Here is an 18,365-nt window from a genome sequence, read left to right as displayed (position 1 = left end):
AACAGCTCACAGAAAATTAAGAATCGTGTGTGCACCGCTGGAATTACACGGATTGTTTTCAATCGCCAGATAGATAATGAGGTAAGGGGATGCCGTGTCTAGTAGAACCGCTTAATCCCTAGAAAAGTGAGTTCGCGTGCAATGTGCAAGATGCACATGTATCGTGCCGTGCGGTCATTTAAGCTCATCATCTGCATCAATTGCTCAATAAAGATGGCAAAACGAGCCGCTCTGATAGCAACAAAAAATCTCTGTAACGCGACTGACATATTTGACTTCTAGACTGCGGGCTTTTCCATCGTCAACCCAGCCCGATACATCATGACACACACAACGCACCAAGCTCGCAACACGCAACTTCATAAGGTGAAGGCCACTTCTAACACAGCTAATTTATGCAAGCTCAGCGCCATCACCTTTGGCGTCTTATGCATGATGCAAGCGCAAGCACAGACACAAACGACTATGGGTGGCAGTATTGCCCTCGAACCGCAAAGTGTGACCATCACTGGTCAACGTGCCAGTATGCGTAAAGCTTTAGAGATACAAGAAAAAGCCGACAACATCGTCAGCGTCATTAGCAGCGATGACATCGGTGCACTACCAGACAAGAATGCAGCAGAAGCATTAGCGCGTTTACCAGGCGTCTCAGTGCAACGCGATCAAGGCGAAGGACGCTACATCACCGTACGTGGCTTAGGACCTGATCTGAATGCCATCACAATCAATGGTGCGCTGGTGCCCTCACCAGAAGCGAGCCGCCGCGCGGTTGCGCTCGACGTGCTGCCTTCAGGCATCATCCGTACTTTAGAAGTGATCAAAACTTTGCGCCCAGATATGGATGGCAATTCGCTGGGAGCGACCGTAGAAGTGAAAGCACTCACCGGCTTCGACTTACCACAGCGAGTGATGTCATTGAATGCGGGTGTCAGCTATGACGAAAACATCAAAAAAACTAGTCCCACCGTCGGGCTCTTATTTGCTGATCGTCTGCTCGATGGCAAGTTCGGCATTGCCGCTGGTTTGAGCATGGAGAAGCGCGAATTCGGCTCCGACAATTTGGAGACTGGCGGCGCATGGAGCAATGGTCGTTTGTCTGGTCTCGAATTGCGTGACTATTTGCCAGTGCGTGAACGTCGAGCATTTGCACTCAATTTAGATTGGCGACCAAATACTGAGAGCAGCTATTTTATGCGCAGTTTTATTAGCAAATTTAGTGACGACGAAATACGTGATCGCCTGACCGTGAGCAATATCAGCGGTGGCGCTTTAACGGAAGGTGTGCCTGCCACCGCGCGATTAGAACGTCGTCTGCGTCAACGCAAATACACACAAGAAATCACATCATTCTTATTGGGCACTGAACAACGCATACAAGGTTGGAAACTTGAAGCGAATATTGCGCAAAGCACCGCTTCTGATGACACGCCAGATGCGCTCAACGATGCACGCTTCCGCGGCACATCCAATTTCAATGACATCAGCTTTACACAAACGAATTTACCTAAACTCAATACACCTACCAGCGCATACGACCCTAGCAAATTCGCTTTGAATGCACTGACTTTTCAAACGCGTTTTTCTGATGACAAAGAACATCATGCACGAGTTGATCTCGGCAAAACTTTCGATCTTGGAGATTGGGATGCGAAATTGAAATTCGGACTCAAAACTAGTCAGCGCAATAAGAAAAATGATACGGAGCAATTTGCCTACAGTAGTAGTGCAAGCGCAGCGAATTACTGGGGTGCAGGTGCAACTTCGATGTCGTCTTTTGTTGGAAAAGAATTAGCTTACCCACTCGGACGTATCGGTTTAGGATTAGATCCTGTGGCATTACGTGCTCGCGTCGCGGGTGCGAATCGCGCCGCCGCCCGTTCGACTGTAGAATCGGCGATCAATGATTTTTCTATGGATGAAAACATCGATGCAGCCTATATTCAAAACGGTTTTCATTCTGAGAACTTTAGCTTGTTGGTCGGAACACGATTAGAACGCACACAATTCGATGCTTCGGGGAATAAGATTGTCGCTGGTGTCGTCACGCAAAATCAAAGTTCGCGCTCCTACAACAATTGGTTACCAACGCTGCAAGGGCGCTACGATGTCGATGCTAAAACCAGCTTGCGTGCTGCGTGGACAAATGCCGTGGTTCGTGCCAATTTTAGCCAATTGGCACCAGGCGTTAATTTAATCAGTAGTACCGAAGCACAAATTGGCAATCCTCTGCTCAATGCTATGAAAGCAAGCAACCTCGACTTTGGCATCGAACGTCGCTTGCAAGACGATGGCAGTGTATCGGCGTATCTGTTCCATAAAGATATCAAGAACTTCACTTACACCACCAATCTGGCGGGCACGGCACCGTGGACGGGCTACACCACGGCGATTAGTTATACCAACGGTGACAAAGCCAAAGTACATGGCTTGGAACTCGGCTATAGCCAATCTTTACGCATGTTACCGGCACCGTTCAATCATTTGATTTTCTCTGCTAACCTGAGCTTGAGTAAGTCTGACGCCAGCATTGGCCGTTTCGACAAAGCCAGCAATAGCTATAAAACCCGCAGCATACAATTACCAGGCCAATCGGACCGCGTTGGCAATCTGATGTTGGGTTACGAAGATGGCGCGATCAGCACACGCTTGGCGCTCAACTATAAATCACCGTACCTATTGGAAGTAGGATCAGACATCTTGGCAGCCGATCAAGATCGTATGGTTGACACACAAAAGCAACTCGATTTTTCCTTGTCTTACCAAATCAATCGTCGCTATCAACTCGTATTTGAAGCGAACAATTTGAACAATGAAATCTACTATGTGTACTTGGGAACGAAAGCTTTGAATGCACAATATGAACAGTATGGACGCACTTACAAGGCAAGTTTAAAAATCAATTTTTAAACTGCAATCGCAAGTGAGAAACAGCCTATTCTCAAATTTTTTGGGGATAGGCCATTAACCTATTTTTCGAACACCGTACATCTATGCAAAACTTAAATATTCTTCAAACACAATGGCTGCGGGCTGCGCAAGCCAGTGTCTTGCTTGGACTAGCTCTAGCTAGCAGTAACGCAAGTGCAGGCGCAGCCCCACAGCCAAAACAGCTACCAGAATTTGTTAAATCCGCTGTCGATTTTCGGCCACTCAGCAACGGTGATTGGTTAATCCTAGACAAGAAAGCCTTACGCTTAGTATCTCCAACCGGTGTCGAACGCACTACCATGAAAGTGCGCGCCAAACAGTTTGACGTACGTGAAAATACAGATTCTACATTTGCCGTTCTGATCGATAGCAATACACAAAATGCCTTGCCGATTCGCATTCAGGAAGGTCAATTCCAATTGCATGCAAAGCTGCCCCCTGCCACGACTGCGCTCGATGCCAGCTGCTTGTTTCGCGATCAACAACAACTCATGCATTTATTCTTGATCGCAAAAAGTGGTCATGCACAGCAGTGGGTGCTAGAAGGAAATCAGCCGCGTTTAGTACGTAATCTAGCACTACCAGCAAATGCCAAATCCTGTGAGGTCGACGACAAAACCGAGACTTTATATGTCAACGAAGAAGATTTTGGTGTCTGGGCTTACTCCGCACAATCCGAGAGCAGTGCCGCACGCCAAGCAGTACAATTGCGCCAGCCTTTTGGTCGATTGCAGCAAGGGGCACATGCGATGCATGCCTTTTCAGGTGGAGTCGCCGTCTTGGATGAAGCTGGAAAGAACATTTTCTTGTCTACAGCTACAAAACAAGATTGGAAAATTACAAAGCAATTTTCTAAGAAAACAAATGCAGCTTGGCCGCAACAAACAGGCTCTTTGCGCACCTTGGATACAGACAGCAAAACAAACTTCTACCTACGCGATGACAGCAAAAATGCTTGGATGCAGGTAGCTAGCCTGCCGCGCAAAAAAGACACTCCGCAAGAGTCGATTCCTGTGTTGATTCCACAAGTACAAACCGAAGAAATGAGTCGACTCGGCGACGCAGCCGATGATCCGGCAATCTGGAGTCATCCAACAGATAGCCAACTAAGCCGAATTCTTGGCACGAATAAAAAGCAAGGATTACTGGTCTACGATATGCAGGGCAAGCAAACCCAACTATTGGAAGTCGGTCGCCTGAACAACGTCGATGTGCGCCAGCAAATCCATTGGCAAGATGGTGTCAGTGATATCGCCATCGCCACCCAACGCGACGACTACAGCTTGGTTCTTTTTGACATCGATGGCAATGGCACATTGCGAGAAGCTAGTCGCATTGCGACGGGGTTGAAGGATATTTATGGCACTTGTTTATATCAACCTAGTCGTGGTGGTCTCGAAGCCTTTGTGAATGATAAAGACGGCGTAGTCCAACACTGGCGCATCGAGAGAAAGAACGGTAAATATCAAGGCACGCAACTACGTCAATTGAAGCTTGCAACACAACCCGAAGGTTGCGTTGTGGACGACAAAACTGCGCGTCTGTTTATCGGTGAAGAAAAACGTGGTGTATGGTTGACCAATGCCGACGCGGCACAAGCTAGCGCGTTTAAACTCATTGCCAAAGTCGGACAACATTTGCATGCTGATGTCGAAGGACTGGCTCTGTATCACGGTAAGCAAGAGACTTATCTTGTCGTATCCAGCCAAGGTGATAATAGTTATGTGATCTATGACGCACAAGCACCATTTTCTTATCGAGGTAAATTTCGTATCGGCTTCAACCTTGCAAAAGGCATCGATGGCAGTTCCGAGACGGATGGGCTGGAAGTCAGTTCAGCCAGCTTCGGTGCGGGATACAACAAGGGCATTATGATCGTACAAGATGGTCATAAGCACCTGCCAGATGGAGCGCAAAACTTCAAATACATAGACTGGCAGCAAATTGCCTTGGCACTTAAACTTGTCGACTAATTTGTCTTTCACTATATTTTGCCCCCGCTCAAGTTCGGGGGCAAAAAATCTCTGTCGTGACCTGGCAAACCTAGCGATGCTAGACAGCATGCGAATCAGCTAAACAGTCGAACGAGGCGCTTAGCTTCGCGACCTCATTGCATAGAATGCAGACCTATCATATTGCCTTCGGTATCCACCACCATAGCAATAAACCCATGCTCACCGATCGCCATCTTGCCTTTAAAAATCGCCCCTCCATTTTGGGCGGCGCGCTCGGCTTCGACTGCGCAATCATCGCACGAAAAATAGACTAAGGTGCTCCCTCCTGATGGGCAATCAGGCATTTTCACCAAAGCACCAGATGCGCCGTAATCTTCCATCGACATCGGAAATGTCAACATTTCCATCTCTGAAAAGCCCTCGGGATCAGGATTAGGAAGAAGTGTCAATTCCGTTTGAAACACCGCTTCATAAAAGCGTTTTGCACGTGGCATGTCCTGAACATAAATCTCGAACCAACCGACTGGGTTATTTTTCATGGTAAAGCTCCTATTCTATTTGACAGTGAATGCGGCTAAGGAACAGCGGAGGAATCATCAGGGTCTAACGAGGACATCAGCAATGCCTAAAAACCATACATCTAAAACAAGAAAAATTACAAAGCAAATGTGCCACAAGAAACGATGCAAAGGCAAGTAAAGAGTCGATCAGGTGGTGTACCAATTAGTCACTAAAAGACGACAGTCAAGATTCCAGGCCCCCATGGCAAACCGATTGCGTGCTTTTACTCAGAAATCGCTCCAATGCATTGACGAAGCGCTTCCATGCAAAGTTTTTCGTTTATGTGTATCGTAATGTGCGTGAGCAAATCATCGCTTTCAACAACTCATGCGTACAATCCGAACAATTCCCAACAACGGCTAGGAGAGTAAGAATGTCACAAAAATTTCCACAACAAAGTGCCAAAGATTTTCACCCAGAAGTTTTAAAACTATTTGATCAATACGTGCATGGTGGAATTAGTCGTCGCGGCTTTTTAAGTTCCGCTGGTAAGTATGCAGCGGGCGCGATGACAGCCGAAGGATTGTTGCTTGCATTAAGCCCTAACTTCGCAATGGCGCAGCAAATTAGTCCCGATGATGCACGTTTGGTTGCGACCTATGTTGAATATCCATCACCGAACGGTTACGGTACCTTGCGTGGCTATTTAGTCAAACCTGCAAATGCGAAAGGTCCTTTACCAACGGTGTTGGTGGTACATGAAAATCGCGGTTTGAACCCGCATATCGAAGATGTCGCACGTCGTCTCGCCTTAGAAAATTTTATCGCTTTTGCACCCGATGCCCTGTTCCCGCTCGGTGGCTATCCAGGTAGCGAAGATAAAGCACGCGAATTATTCCCGAAACTCGATCAAGCAAAAACGCGAGAAGACTTCATCACTGCTACTGGCATCTTAAAAACCATTGCAGGTGGCAATGGTAAGGTAGGTGTCGTTGGTTTTTGTTATGGTGGTGCGATCGCCAACTTTCTAGCGACTAAGATTCCTGAACTGGCGGCGGCGGTTCCCTTCTATGGCGGGGCGCCTGCTTTAGAAGCCGTACCAAATATCAAAGCCGAGATCTTGGTTCATCACGCTAGCAAAGACACGCGTTTGGTAGCGGGCTGGCCTAAACATGAAGAAGCCTTGAAAGCGGCTGGCATCAAGTACCAAGGCTTTGTCTATGAAGGTGTAGAACATGGTTTTAACAACGACACGACACCGCGCTACGATCAAGCAGCCGCAAGCTTGGCGTGGTCGAGAACCTTAGAATTATTCAATCGCACTTTACGCAATTAATGCTAAACTCGGTTTATTGAATAGTGTAGCAAACTCGGCTGTAGCGCATAGTTAGCCCTACAGCCGCAGTGAAGTCATCGCAATGAAGACCGCTTCCATTGTGAACATTCACCTCATAAGCCCTTACTGCTATAAAACGCGGTAAGCCAATCGATCTAAACGCACTCGACTTAGCCGTGCTAATAGTTGACGAACTTTCGGTGGATAATCAGCCAACTTCTCTAAGTCACGATAATGTTGTACCGGACTCGTATGTCGCATGATGCTTGTTATTTCCGCTTCGCGTTGTGGCAGTAGTTCTGCTTGCGGATCGGTAAACAACAATGCATTTTCCAAATCTAATCGGAACGCGCGAGGATTGAGATTATTCCCGGTCACCAAAGTGTATAGCGCATCAATCCATAAGCCTTTTAGGTGATAGGTATTTTCACCGTCTTTCCACAACAGTATCTGCAAGCGATTTGCATCTACATCCGCTTGATGCTTTTTTGCGAATCGACGCAAATTCATTTCATACAAATACGGCAGACAGCCAATCGCCTTATATGCTTGCTCAGGCGGGATATAGAAATCACTGGCTGTTTTATCACCAACAATAATGCGCACTTTAACACCACGTTTAAGCGCACGATTGACCTCGCGCGTGATAGCGATTGGGAAGTTAAAGTAGGGAGTACATATACAAATCTCTGATTTTGCTGCCGCCAGTAAATTACAAATCTGACGATTCAGAAAATTGTTCTTACCAAGCCCAACTAAGTTAGTTACCGTGAGTTGTTGTGCTGTACCGACTGTAAGCTTACTCGGCAATTCATAAACTGCCGATTTCAATTGCTCACGCAATTGTCTAATCTCAGAACCGATCTCACGTGTTGCAGGCAAGCTCGCTTGATCTAAACGACGTACCGCACCAGTCTCTAGAAAATATCGACGCATCCACGCCAGCATACTTTGTGCAAGGCTAGCTTGTTGAATCACCCAATAGCGATCATGCCGATATTTATCAAACTGCTGCAAATACACATTATTGATACTGGCGCCGCTATAGATCACGCAATCGTCAATGACGTAACCTTTCAAGTGCAATACACCAAACAACTCACGGGTTTGAATCGGCACGCCAAAAATCGGAATAGCTGCATCATGCAATGCGCTTTGCGCTTGATACCAAGCGGCATTACCAGCAACTTTTCCCGGGATTTTTTGCTCGCCAATTAAACCGCGCTGTGCACGATGCCAATCAACAAACACCACAATCTCCAATGCGGGATTGGCTTGTTTAGCAGCATATAAGGCATCGATAATTTGCTGCCCTGCCTCATCATGTTGCAAATACAGACTGCATAAATAAATATGCGACTTTGCTTCGGCAATCTGCTGTAGCAAACAAGATTTGAATTCGGCTGCTGTATGAAGAATTTGAATCGCCTGCGCAGTTAAATTCACCGCAGGCAGATCAAGAAAGGAACTACGTGGTTTAAAAAAACGCATGAATACCAATACTTAAGAGAATGAGGATGAGAATTAAATTAAGAATTTGAGGCGGCGACAAATCCAAACAGGAACGACGATTCAACGGGATTAACTCGTTACTAACTCGCTAGTTCGATAAGCGACACCTGATAGATAAGCACGATAAAATCGACAAAGAACGCCGCATCATCTTTGTGCGCACTTTATTCACTTTCTTCATCCGCAGTTTGTTGACTGTCCTTACTTATCGCTTCACATTTCTGCAAAAACAATTCAGCCAGACTTTGAGCGATTGGATGGCTATCAGCAAAAGAAGTATAAACTTGCTCAGCCCACTGCCATACTAAACGCACATATTCATCTTCATCATGACTAGCGTCAACATCAATCACGGTGATTGTCGAACGATGTGCTTGGTCGGGATCGACAATGCGTTCGTCAGCGTGCTTCAATTTATACGCGTCTAAGACTTCATTTAATACTGTGGTCAAATCATAAGTCCATTGAACTTGATGACGTAGTATCAGATGCAAGCGAGTAAGGTGAAAGTGATTATTCCAACGACCGTGGATTAAGGTGTGTTGCAAGGCGTGCGCATCAACACACAAAAAAATCGTCATGTGTTGTATGCCTTTTTCTTGGCTAATCTTGTGCGTGATTTTTCCGGCGGTAGCAACACATTCGGTAATGCCGTGCAAAGTGTCCGAGCCACATAATTGGCACTGACCATCTTCCAAGATCTCTAAGTCATTTTTAGCTGCCTGCTCTAACCATTTTGGCATGATTGACCTCCACTTAGCATTACTACGATGTGCATCAGAATTACATGGTCATCATAAAACAGGCAGCAAAATTAAACTAGCGTTGACGCTCTTTTTCCCACAAGATATCGCTGCCGCCAGCATAGCGATTTAACACGCGTGATAGGACAAACAACAAATCCGATAAACGGTTCATATATTGACGCGGTGCTTCATTGATCTGCTCAGCTTTGCCAACACTGACAATCGCACGTTCTGCGCGGCGACAAACGGTACGGCAAACATGCGCCATCGAAGCTGCGCGCGAACCACCTGGCAAAATAAAATCCTTTAGTGGTGGCAAATCAGCATTGTATTTAGCAAGCAAGGAATCCAAGCGCAACACCTGAGTCTCAGTAATCATGGTGTAGCCAGGAATACACAGCTCGCCACCCATATCAAACAGATCATGTTGAATCGAAAACAATTCTTGCTTCATCGTCTCTGGAATGTCTTCACAAATCAGAGCGCCAATGTGAGAATTTAATTCATCCACATCGCCCATCGCATGTACACGCAATGCATCCTTATCAATACGGCTGCCGTCACCTAAACCAGTTGTACCCGCATCACCAGTTCGTGTCGCGATTTTTGAAAGTCTGTTTCCCATAATTTTTATTCAAGAGATCAAAGAAACTGCAAGGATACGCGAATTTTCTAATTGCGCGTGCATGCCCCTTATTCGCTTCGGGGTATTTTGAGCAGTAGATTTGTAGATTCATTAGCTTGGCGCACCGGACTCAAGCTTTCAGTTCCAAGCGCGTTAAATGTGTTCAATGCGGCAAAATCAGACTAACCGCCAAACCGCCGCCTTCACGATTATTCAGACTAATGCGCCCGCCATGCGCTTCGATGATTTCTCTGGCTAGCGCGAGTCCCAAACCAGTGCCGTTACGTTTGGTCGAATAAAAAGGCACTAAGGCATTTGACATCACCGTATCGCTCATCCCTACACCTCGATCACCAACTTCGATACGGACACCGTCAACGATGCTCTTAATTTCTAGCGTCACGCCATCAGCAGGCGATCCTGATTCGATCGCATTCTTTAACAAATTCAGCAGGGCTTGTTCAAGCTGCGCGTGATCAAAATGCGCAATGATCTGCGGTAGCTCACCGACCACCCGAAACGGCAGTTGCGATTGCAAACGCTGTATAAACTCAGGCCAATACGTACTTTCTAATCGTGGCGTTGGCAATTTAGCGAATCGTGCATAACCATGGATAAAATTCTCCAAGTGTTGGGCGCGTTCTTCTATCGTCTTCATGATCTGCGGCAAACGTTCATATTGACCACGCTCAATCAAAGCCCCCGCGGAATTAGCAAGTGATGCCACCGGCGCTAAAGAGTTATTTAACTCGTGGCTGATGACACGAATCACTTTCTTCCAAGTTTGCACTTCTTGCCGACGCAACTCCACAGTTAGGTGACGGATTAAAAGTAACTCGTGCTCAATGCCGTTCAAAATAAAATGACGTCGTGATAGATGATAAATTTCATCTTCTTCGGCGTCCGTACGCAAGGCCGCGCCTTGTGCATCGGTCTGCGCGCTGACCGTAAATAATCCATCACCGCCCTGTGCCATCGCCTCACGCAAGGATGGCGATACTTGTTGTAGTATCGTTTCTAGACTATTGCCTTCTAATTTCTTGCCTTGATTGAGCAATTGTCGCGCCGTAATATTTCCGAAAACGATATGTCCTCGTTGCCCCAACAAAACCATCGCAACCGGCGTATTTTGCAACATGCTGTCTAATAATAATTCTCGCTGCACCAAATCCAATCGTTGCTCACGCAGCACGCTGCCAAGTTCATTATGTGCATCAACCAAATCAGCTAATTCGTCATTCCGCTGCCAATGTAGACCAAAAGAAAAATCACGATCTTGATAGCTAATCACGGTGCCACTCATTGCACGAAATAGAGCTAACATAGGACGCAATTGCGCTCGTACCAGGCTTATCGACACCGGGATCAGTAGCAACAAACAAATCCCAACGACTAAGCTAATATCGTTTGGAAACATCGTGATCAAGCCCAGCACCAAACCTGTGCTAGCAACACCAATCGCAATCACTAAGACCGATAAACGTGCGGCCAAAGAAAAGCGCCAGCCACGCACAAGGCTGGTTGGCGCCGGTTTGGTTTGCGTAACCGTTTTATTGAATGGCGGTAAATTCATTTGATGAGGGCAAAAAAAGAAAGCAAATTATGCGCTGTCATCTGCAATTACTCAACTAAACAGCCGCGCTTACAGAATGAACATATTCTTCAGCGAAATACTGAGCGCTAACAAATCAGAAGTATTAGCGGCAAGGAATCAGGGGCGAGAAATCTGCAATCGTTCCATACGACGATAAAGCGCTTGCCGACTTAAGCCTAACTCAGCGGCAGCTTGTGCCACTACACCTTTTGCTTTACTCAGAGCTGCTTCTATCGCTTCGCGATCTGGTTCCACATCGTTTGCGGGTGACACAAAATTTGCCGCAGGCAGACCTAAATCCTGTACCTGTATTTCGTCACCACTCGCTAACAGACACGCTCTTTGCATCACGTTTTTTAACTCTCGTACATTACCTGGCCACGGATGCGCAAGCAAACTCGACTGTGCAGCGGCACTCAAAGTCTTTCCCGCTTCAAGAAACTGATTTGCAATTGGCAAAATATCGTCTGGGCGATCCGCCAAAGCTGGCAAATTTAGCTGAATGACGTTTAGACGATAAAACAAGTCTTCGCGAAATTGTCCGCCACGTATCATCGCTGACAAATCCGCATTGGTCGCACTCAATACGCGTACTTTGACTTGTCGTTCTCGATTAGAACCCAAGCGTTCAAAACGCCCTGTCTCTAACACACGCAATAACTTAACCTGACCGGCAAGCGGCAAATTACCAATTTCATCAAGAAATAAAGTGCCGCCATCAGCAGCTTCGAACTTTCCCTCACGCGCTTTACTAGCCCCGGTATAAGCCCCTGCTTCCGCACCGAATAATTCCGCCTCAATCAGTTCGGAAGGGATCGCACCACAATTCAAGACAACAAAGGGGCCATCTTTTACTTTTGAATTTGCTTGGATAATTTCAGCGATACGCTCTTTACCCGCACCATTGGGTCCGGTGATCAATACCGACACATCGGATTTCGCCACTTGGCAAGCGATGCGTAACACACTCTCTGTCGCAGCATCAGCCCAAACATAATCACGTAGATCATACTGCGTTTCTAATTCACGTTTATGCTTACGCTCTTTCTGTATTTTATTTTGCAAACTACGATTACTTTGCCCAAGCTCAATCAAGTTTTTCACGGTGGCGATCAACTTTTGATCACTCCAAGGCTTCGCCAAATAGTCCGCTGCGCCCGCCTTAATCAGATCAACCGCAGCATCTAAATGAGTCCATGCAGTTAACAGTATGACTGGCAAATCAGGATGTGCGGCACGAATTTGTTTAAACAAAGTAATACCCTCTTCGCCCGACGTAGTGTCCTGCGTAAAATTCATATCCTGAATCACCAAATCAACCGCATGCTTTTGCAACACAGCGAGGCCCTGTTCTGGCGATTGCACTTGTATGCTTTGAATATCGTGCAAAGACAGTAAAACATCCAAGGCAATAGCGATACTAGGGTTGTCGTCGATAATCAAAACGGTGGGCATGAGATTCACATCAAAAGAGGATTAAAAAAGCTGTTCATTTCACTTATGCACTTTTAAGTTAAATATCCAATATGTAAAGCGGTTGAAATCTGCGGTGATAAGCAACCATGTACTTGATCGACGCGGGTCTCATCCGCCCTACGAGTTCAACAATATCAATTCGAAATATAGGGTTTTGCATCATCAAATTAAATTAAACACTATACCCCACGAGTCGCTGTCGCTGGCGAAATACTTGCGGCTCGCCAAGCAGGTGCGTACACTGCAATTACACCCAATATCCAAAATACTAGCGGTGACAGAACCAGGTAAGATACCGGTAGTTTCGGCAATTCGAATTGTCCCACCAATACCTGATTCAAGCCAATTGCTAACGCAATACCAAACACAATACCGCCCGTCGTAATCAACCAATTTTCTGCGATAAAATAAGTCAGTATATCGATACGACGCGCACCTAGTGCCCGACGAATACCGATCTGTTTGCGACGCTGTGCTACCCATAAGGTGCTCATACCGACGATGCCGCTGGCAGTCACCACTACCAATAACGAGCTTACTGCGAGCAACATCCACGCCAAACCTTTTTCACTACGATAACGATCATCGCGAAATTTTTCCATACTCGACGCTTTCACATAAACCGGAGTCGCCGAAGCTTTACGCAAGGCTTCTTCGACCTCTTTCATCACACGATCACGCTGTCCCGATTCCGCGCGCACTGAGTAGCCATCCCAAATCTGACCAGTGATTCGGGCTGGGAGAAGTGTGGCAAACTCACCATTTTGTGTTGCTTGTGCCCCAGAAGTTTGCAGGGTTTCAACTACACCAATAATTGTTACTGCATTGGCATTGCTGCCAGTACCAAAGAAAAACTCCCTTCCTACAAAACGTGACTGCCCTGGAAATAGTTTTTGCGCCAAGGCTTTACTGACGATTACTTTTTTCACAAAGTCACGACTCACGTTAGGGTTGATTTCGCCAAAATCCGACCCCTGAAAATCCTGCCCTTCGATTAAACGTAATTTCCAAGCTTTTACTAAAGAGTCGGGGGACACAAACATCCCTGTTACTGCCGTAGGAACATCTTGTTTTCGATCAACTGCCAATGACGTATTGCTTCCCGAACGTGAAACAGGAATAGAGTTGACACGAGCAACTGAAACCACACCTGGCACCGCACGTATTGTTTCTGCTTCACGCTTTTGAAGCGCGACCTGATCTTCATGTCCACCTAAGATCTGATTTCTGATATTCACGCGAAATACTTCCTGCTCGTCTGCTATGCCGCTGGGACGCGCTGCAACTTCAAGCCGTAGATTTACGATGTAAATCGCATTCACAAGTATCGCTAGACTTAACGCCACCTGTAACGCGACTAACACAGGTCCCAATTTATTGCGCATTAGCGCGGAGAAGATCGGACGTAGAGAAAAAATTGTTTTCATGATTATTGCTCTCGTTTTTATTGCGATTTAAGTTGGATAGCTGGTGTCACCTGACAAGCACGCCAAGTGGGCAACAAGCCAGCGATTATCGCTGCACTGACCGACATGAAGAAAGTCAGACCTAACATCGCCCAATCCATGTGTGCGACTACAGCCAAAGCCTTCGATTGCATAGCAATCAGTTGCAAAGCTCCTGCTGCAAGTAACACACCTAACAATGCGCCCACCAAACCGACCACTGCGGTCTCAATCAAAAACTGCGTAAATATCTCCTTGCGTGAGGCTCCCAATGCGCGTCTGACACCGACCTCTGAAGCACGCACTGAAAACTTCGCCAACAATAAACCAACAGTATTAACCAAACAAAGCAATAGAAAACCAAATGCCAACCAGGCCGACAAGCGACTATCATCTCCTATCACCTGCATTTCAACCAAGAATTCACGTACGTTAAACAGGCGATTTTTCGCCTGACGTTGGAAGCGCCCTAACTTGAACTGCTCCGCTGCGTAACTGTCCAAATAGTTCTGTAATTCAGCGCGTTGACTGGAGGATTTCAGTTCAAACCAAAAATGGAACCAAGTACATTCAGAATTTAATCTTCCTTCCCAACCCGGATCTTGCCTGCCAGTACACCCCATACTACCGGAGTGTGCAGTTTCACGACGAATCGCGTTACTCAAAGGCAGCATGAAATCAGGCTCTTCTACAAACGCAGCTTCACGTCCATTAAATATATAAAATTTTGGCTTGGGTGCCCAATCATCGCTAACCCCTATCACCGTAAAATCACCTTTCAACAGACGAAGTTTTTGCCCAACAGGATTCGAATTGCCAAAAAATTTCTCTGCCATTTTCTTACTCAGGACTACCACATCAGCAGAACTTTTATCTTCAGAAGCTTGCCATCCCTGTCCTGCAACAAAAGGAATCTCAAACATGGCAAATGTATCTGCGGTTACCGCTAAGCCTTCCATCGAGATAGCACCTAGATCTTTACGCGCTGGCTCTGCCGTTGCCTCAATTCCGTACATCGCAGCACGACGAACACCCTGCTTACTTTCGAGAAGATTACTTATGTCTTTATAGGTAAATTGATGGTCATTTGGTTCATCACCTGGTGTGTAACCTTCCTTTGGGCCCGGATCGAGAATCGCAGTAAATAGCCGATCACTCTTTTGTGGAATCGGATCACCCGACATCACATGCAAAATAGTGAGTGTTGAAACACTTGCAGCAACACCAATTGCGAGCGTCAACACCATTAAAGCAGTCAGTGCAGGATTGCGTTTCAAACTACGCAAACCGAGAAAAAAATAGTAAGTCAACATAATAGCTCTGCCCTTTTATGCGATATGCAAATTGGTCTTAACATTGTCATGTTCGACCACGAGGCTAGGTGTTTTGCGCACCAGATCGGACACTTGTCCATCGATAATATGTACATTACGTTGTGAACGCAGTGCTAATTCTGGATCATGCGTGACCATCAAAATCGTGGTGCCACGCGCATTAATTTCTTCTAATAGTTCCATCACACTACGCGCCATTTGGGTATCGAGATTACCGGTCGGTTCATCGGCAAGTAATAAGCGTGGCGAACCCGCCAAGGCGCGCGCAATCGCGACACGCTGTTGCTGTCCACCTGATAACTCGGCAGGATAATGTTTCATACGTGAAGCCAAGCCAACTTGTGCTAAAGCATCTTCGATCCGTTCTTTACGCTCTTTTGCTGGCAAACCGCGATACCGCAATGGGACATCGACGTTATCAAACAAATTTAAATCGGGAATCAAATTAAAGCCTTGGAAAATGAAGCCTAATTTCTCATTACGCAAGCGGGTACGCGCATTGTCATCCATGCCAGTGACATTAACGCCGTCTAACAAATATTCGCCGCCCGTAAAATTCTCTAGTAAGCCTGCGATATTTAAGAAGGTAGTTTTACCCGATCCCGAAGGCCCAGTCACCGTCACAAATTCGCCTTGCTTGACGTGAATCTCAAAGCCACGTAAGGCATGGGTTTCTATCATATGAGTGCGATAAACTTTGCTCAGATTTTTCATGTGCAACATGGCATTTTCCTTTTTTAAATTCGTTCTTAACTTCGATTATTTAATTTAATTCTTTGCTGCGATTCTTTGTTTTTGAATTTGGTTTCAACTAATTATTAAGCGAGATTTTTTCTGCGTTCTCAAACTGATCGGTACCAGCAACAACCACCTTGTCTCCGAGTTTTAATCCATCCATTATTTCAACTGCTGAGATACTGGTTGCTCCTAGTTTGAATGGGCGACGATAGGCGACATTGTTTTCAACTACGTAGACAAAACGACCGCCTTCACTCTCGACAAATGGACCACGTGCCAGCATTAAGACATTTGGTTTCTCTTCGATCAGCAAACGTGCAGATACCCTTTGGCTTTGACGCAAACCCGATGGTTGGGTACCGTCAAAACGTACTCGCGCCAACACTTGGTTCTTCACTACTTCAGGCGACAAGGCAGATAATTTTCCTTTTGCCGTCACGCCATTGATGGTGATCTCTGCTGTCATTCCGAGTCCCAAGTCAGCGACATAAGTCTCAGGAATTTCCAATTCCACTTCGAGTTGCGACAAATCGACCAAGGTCATCAGCGCAGTATTCGCCGCGACCACACTGCGGTTAGCAACTGATAAGGTACCAACCATGCCGTCCACCGGTGCTTTCAATCTCAATTCTTCAACTTTGCGCTTGGCGTCATCGCGTAATAGGCGTTGTTGCTCCAATTGCGCCATCCTCGTTTTGAGATTCAAATCAACATCTTCGTTCTCTAACTGGGTTGCGGCCTCAGCATGTTTGGCGCGAATTTCCGCAGTCTTTAAGGCGTCTTGTGCACGCATATAATCAATCTTAGAAATCACGCCGGATGGACCTGCTTTTTCAAAGCGTTCATAAGTACGCGCGGCAGTGATCCGTTCGATCTCGGCTTGATCGGCATCACGACGGGCAATCAATTTTTGTTTGCGGGCGAGAATTTTTTGGCGTGCAACTTCAGCCTCAAGTTGATCGTAAATTGCTTGCTCACGCTTGAGTAAGCTGGTCAAATCAGGCGACTCTAGTTCGGCGACGATGTCGCCTTTTTTCACCATGTCACCTGCTTTCACTTTTAAGGTGACGGTGCTTGAGGCTGTGGAATATAAAGTTGGACTGATCGCTGCGACCATGCGGCCATTGACAGCAACATCGCGCACCAAAGTACCGCGTGTAACTTGCGCGACTTTGATACGGGCGCTGTTAATCGACTTTGAGCTATTACCATAGGCACGCAAAAGCGCGAAGCCGATGATCAAAAAGCTGACTATGAATAAGCCAAGTAGCCAAATCTTTTTTCGACGCCAAACTGGAGGTGCTGCAAGTATTGCGTCTTGACCTGAGGTATCTCGAATCATGTGGTTCCTGCCGGGAGTTAATCAAATGTTTAACTCTTTAGCAGGAAGCGTGCCACACAGATTTTTACGCATAAACGCTTGATTTATATAGACTTTGTTTCAGAGTAAGTTTGATTGAACTGTGTCCGTTCTTGTCCAAACTTTCATTTATGGACAGCAGCGGACAAGTGCGTTTCAAATACGTTTAGATAAATTTGTTGATAGAGGGCGTTGCAAAACGCTTGAAGCATGCGATGAGTACCGACGATAGATTCGAACTTAATCGACATTTGGCACCGCAATCGATTTACCCGACACATGCGTCGTCAAGACGATCGCTGTTGAAGTCGAGCCAAAGGCATTCAACTCATTGATAATGCGCTGCAAGTGATCGACGTCAGTCGCCAACACGCGCATCACCGCGCCATCTTCACCGGTAACGGTATAGCAATCGATAATCTCAGGGCAATTTGCAACGTAGTCGGCGTAAGGGCGTCCTTGCTGTGTTGAGACGCGTATCATGGCGGTGATGTCATATCCCAAAGCTTTCGGATTTATTTCAGCGCGATAGCCACGAATCACCCGATTGCTCTCTAAACGTTTGATACGTTCAGAAACAGCAGGTTGGCTCAAGTGGACTTTCCGCCCAATTTCGGCATGCGACATACGTGCATCTTCTTGCAAAAGTTGCAGGATTTTTTTATCAAATTGATCAATTTTTTGATTCATAAGCCAAACCCAATAATTTCTGTTGATTTCATGGTGAAAACGGCTTTTCCCCATTGAGTCCCCATGTCGTTTCTCCATTGTACGCGCTAAAGTACTGCTTCTCAAATGTAAAAATTCAGGATTAT

General features: G+C 46.3%; 14 protein-coding genes. 3 read left to right on the top strand and 11 right to left on the bottom strand.

Annotated features, from left to right (window positions below):
* Positions 1–321 precede the first annotated feature (321 nt).
* Complete coding sequence (locus KDM92_RS13400; protein ID WP_212684970.1) at positions 322–2,907, top strand: TonB-dependent receptor; 2,586 nt, start codon at positions 322–324, stop codon at positions 2,905–2,907.
* An 83-nt stretch (positions 2,908–2,990) separates the two neighbouring features.
* Positions 2,991–4,901: a phytase gene (locus KDM92_RS13395; protein WP_230408352.1), complete on the top strand. Its 1,911-nt coding sequence runs from the start codon at positions 2,991–2,993 to the stop codon at positions 4,899–4,901.
* A 134-nt stretch (positions 4,902–5,035) separates the two neighbouring features.
* Here the strand turns inward: KDM92_RS13395 and KDM92_RS13390 are convergent, their stop codons facing one another.
* The gene (locus tag KDM92_RS13390) at positions 5,036–5,422 is read right to left on the bottom strand and encodes a VOC family protein (protein WP_212684969.1); all 387 of its coding nucleotides are present in this window, start codon (positions 5,420–5,422) and stop codon (positions 5,036–5,038) included.
* Between the two features lie 395 nt (positions 5,423–5,817).
* On the opposite strand from KDM92_RS13390, the gene KDM92_RS13385 reads away from it, so the two are divergent.
* On the top strand, positions 5,818–6,720 hold the full coding sequence (locus KDM92_RS13385) for a dienelactone hydrolase family protein (protein WP_212684968.1): 903 nt from the start codon (positions 5,818–5,820) through the stop codon (positions 6,718–6,720).
* Positions 6,721–6,849: 129 nt separating this feature from the next.
* Here the strand turns inward: KDM92_RS13385 and pssA are convergent, their stop codons facing one another.
* The 10 genes from pssA to KDM92_RS13335 all read right to left on the bottom strand — a co-directional run bounded on the left by pssA (position 6,850) and on the right by KDM92_RS13335 (position 18,240).
* Entirely contained in the window at positions 6,850–8,211 is a 1,362-nt protein-coding gene (pssA, locus tag KDM92_RS13380; RefSeq protein WP_212684967.1) for a CDP-diacylglycerol--serine O-phosphatidyltransferase, read from the bottom strand.
* A 185-nt stretch (positions 8,212–8,396) separates the two neighbouring features.
* Complete coding sequence (locus KDM92_RS13375) at positions 8,397–8,975, bottom strand: DUF5946 family protein (RefSeq protein ID WP_212684966.1); 579 nt, start codon at positions 8,973–8,975, stop codon at positions 8,397–8,399.
* A 76-nt stretch (positions 8,976–9,051) separates the two neighbouring features.
* On the bottom strand, positions 9,052–9,603 hold the full coding sequence (locus KDM92_RS13370) for a cob(I)yrinic acid a,c-diamide adenosyltransferase (RefSeq protein ID WP_212684965.1): 552 nt from the start codon (positions 9,601–9,603) through the stop codon (positions 9,052–9,054).
* Positions 9,604–9,766: 163 nt separating this feature from the next.
* Complete coding sequence (locus KDM92_RS13365) at positions 9,767–11,176, bottom strand: sensor histidine kinase (protein WP_212684964.1); 1,410 nt, start codon at positions 11,174–11,176, stop codon at positions 9,767–9,769.
* A 138-nt stretch (positions 11,177–11,314) separates the two neighbouring features.
* Positions 11,315–12,652: a sigma-54-dependent transcriptional regulator gene (locus KDM92_RS13360; protein WP_212684963.1), complete on the bottom strand. Its 1,338-nt coding sequence runs from the start codon at positions 12,650–12,652 to the stop codon at positions 11,315–11,317.
* A 200-nt stretch (positions 12,653–12,852) separates the two neighbouring features.
* Complete coding sequence (locus KDM92_RS13355) at positions 12,853–14,100, bottom strand: ABC transporter permease (protein WP_212684962.1); 1,248 nt, start codon at positions 14,098–14,100, stop codon at positions 12,853–12,855.
* A 17-nt stretch (positions 14,101–14,117) separates the two neighbouring features.
* Complete coding sequence (locus KDM92_RS13350) at positions 14,118–15,431, bottom strand: ABC transporter permease (protein WP_212684961.1); 1,314 nt, start codon at positions 15,429–15,431, stop codon at positions 14,118–14,120.
* 15 nt (positions 15,432–15,446) lie between these two features.
* Positions 15,447–16,175, bottom strand: a complete 729-nt coding sequence (locus KDM92_RS13345) for an ABC transporter ATP-binding protein (protein ID WP_189347228.1) — start codon at positions 16,173–16,175, stop codon at positions 15,447–15,449.
* 88 nt (positions 16,176–16,263) lie between these two features.
* A complete protein-coding gene (locus tag KDM92_RS13340) occupies positions 16,264–17,532 on the bottom strand; it encodes an efflux RND transporter periplasmic adaptor subunit (RefSeq protein ID WP_212684960.1) in 1,269 nt (422 codons plus the stop codon).
* A 258-nt stretch (positions 17,533–17,790) separates the two neighbouring features.
* Positions 17,791–18,240: an Lrp/AsnC family transcriptional regulator gene (locus KDM92_RS13335; protein WP_212684959.1), complete on the bottom strand. Its 450-nt coding sequence runs from the start codon at positions 18,238–18,240 to the stop codon at positions 17,791–17,793.
* Positions 18,241–18,365: the final 125 nt, after the last annotated feature.

The sequence above is a fragment of the Affinundibacterium baiyunense genome (assembly GCF_018139645.1).
In the GTDB taxonomy this organism is placed as follows: Bacteria; Pseudomonadota; Gammaproteobacteria; order Burkholderiales; family Burkholderiaceae_D; genus Undibacterium; species Undibacterium baiyunense.
The sequence above is the reverse complement of the archived record's forward strand: the minus strand, read 5'-3'. Positions and strand labels throughout refer to the sequence as shown.